The sequence below is a fragment of the Coriobacteriia bacterium genome, from assembly GCA_013334745.1.
Classification (GTDB): Bacteria; Actinomycetota; Coriobacteriia; order Anaerosomatales; family JAAXUF01; genus JAAXWY01.
Map to the genome: position 1 here is coordinate 1 of JAAXWY010000093.1, position 1691 is coordinate 1691.

The 1691-nt window shown below is 63.5% G+C and carries 3 protein-coding genes; 2 read left to right on the top strand and 1 reads right to left on the bottom strand.

What is annotated here, in order from left to right; genetic code table 11:
- Positions 1-804: DNA polymerase III subunit delta (gene holA / locus HGB10_12110; protein NTU72548.1), on the top strand; the 804-nt coding region annotated here is incomplete at its 5' end.
- Here holA and rpsT read toward each other — a convergent pair.
- Complete coding sequence (gene rpsT / locus HGB10_12115; protein ID NTU72549.1) at positions 801-1064, bottom strand: 30S ribosomal protein S20; 264 nt, start codon at positions 1062-1064, stop codon at positions 801-803. The two genes, holA and rpsT, sit on opposite strands and share 4 nt — an antisense overlap.
- A 125-nt stretch (positions 1065-1189) precedes the next feature.
- Here rpsT and HGB10_12120 point away from each other — a divergent pair.
- A partial coding sequence (locus HGB10_12120; GenBank protein ID NTU72550.1) for a GTP-binding protein occupies positions 1190-1691 on the top strand: 502 nt, incomplete at its 3' end.

A 1691-nucleotide genomic window follows, 5' to 3' on the forward strand; every position in this document is an offset into this window, starting at 1 on the left:
GTTGTCGCCTGCAACACCCAGCCGTTCGCGTCCGAGTACCGACTCGTGATGGTGCGTAACGTCGAGAAGCTCTCTAAAGACGCTGCAGATGCCATCACCGCGTACGCAGCGGATCCGGCGCCCAGCTGTGTGCTGGCGCTGTCGGGCGCCAAACTCGCCAAGAACACGCGCCTCTACAAGGCCGTCGACAAGTTGGGTGGCGTACTCGAACGTAAGACGCCGAAAGGTGCCGAGTTCGTACGTGGAGTGGTCTCGCTCGCTGCTGACCGTGGCAAGTCGATGTCACTAGACGTCGCCGAGGAGTTCGTCGCCGCCACCGGCGAGGATCTACGCAAGGTGAGCGCGGAGATCGATAAGTTGATCGCCTATATCGGCGAGCGCGACACGATCACGCGGGTCGACATCGAAGCGGTCGTGGCCAACACCGCAAAGGCAAAGGTCTGGGATTTCGCTGAAGCGCTCGCGGATCGTGACTGCCGTCGCGCCCTTAAACTCTCATCCACCCTCATCGGCGACGGTGAGTCGGTCTTCGGGCTGCACGCCGTCGCGATGCGCTCGCTGCGCGACTTGATGGCGGCGCGGGCGCTGGCCGACAGGGGACAGGGGTCGGCGGCGGATCTCGCGCGCGCACTGGGTCGTCCGGATTGGCAGCTCAAGCGCCTTCCTCGGCAGGCTCGTGCGTTCACGGGCGAGGAGCTCGTGGACCTGCTGCGTGCTGCGGCTGACGCGGAGCGGGAAATGAAAACGAGCCGGGATGCCCGGCTCGCTCTCGAACGTTGGATCGTGAAGGTCTGCGGGGTCTAGCCGACCGCGTTCGCAGCCTTCATGATGCCCGACTTGCGGTTGGCAGCCTGGCTCTTGTGGATGATGCCCTTGCTGGCAGCCTTGTCGAGCAGGGTCGAAGCCGCGACAGCAGCTTCCTTGGCGGCGGCAGCGTCGCCGGCCTCGATCGCAGTGTGGACGCGCTTGATAGCGGTCTTCAGCTCCGACTTGTATGCCTTGTTACGCAGGTGCGCCTTCTCGTTGGTGAGGACGCGCTTCTTCTGGCTCTTGATGTTTGCCACGGTGGCCTAACCCTTTCGGTCTACGATGGTGCCCTCGACAGTGGGGTGTCGACGAACCTTGCCACTCTAACACACGCTTCCGAGCGTCGCCAACACGCGGCGCGAGCGTGGTAGACTACCTCGCTATGACCACAGACCCCCGCTACATACGCAACTTCTCGATCATCGCTCACATCGACCACGGCAAGTCGACGCTCGCGGACCGGATCCTCGAGCTGACGCATACCGTCGAGTCGCGTGACATGGTCGAACAGGTCCTCGACTCGATGGATATCGAGCGCGAGCGCGGCATCACGATCAAGGCCCAGTCAGTGCGCGTGATGTTCGACTCCGAGGACGGACATCAATACCAGCTCAACATGATCGATACTCCGGGTCACGTTGACTTCACCTACGAGGTCAGCCGCTCACTCGAGGCATGTGAGGGCGTACTGCTCGTGGTCGACGCCACGCAAGGCGTCGAGGCGCAGACCGTGGCCAACGCGCTCATGGCGATGAATGCGCAACTCGAGATCATCCCGCTCATCAACAAGATCGACCTGCCCGCCGCCGAGCCGGAGCGCGTGCGCCACGAGATCGAAGAGGGTCTCGCCGTGCCCGCAGACGAGGCCGTACTCGCGAGCGGCA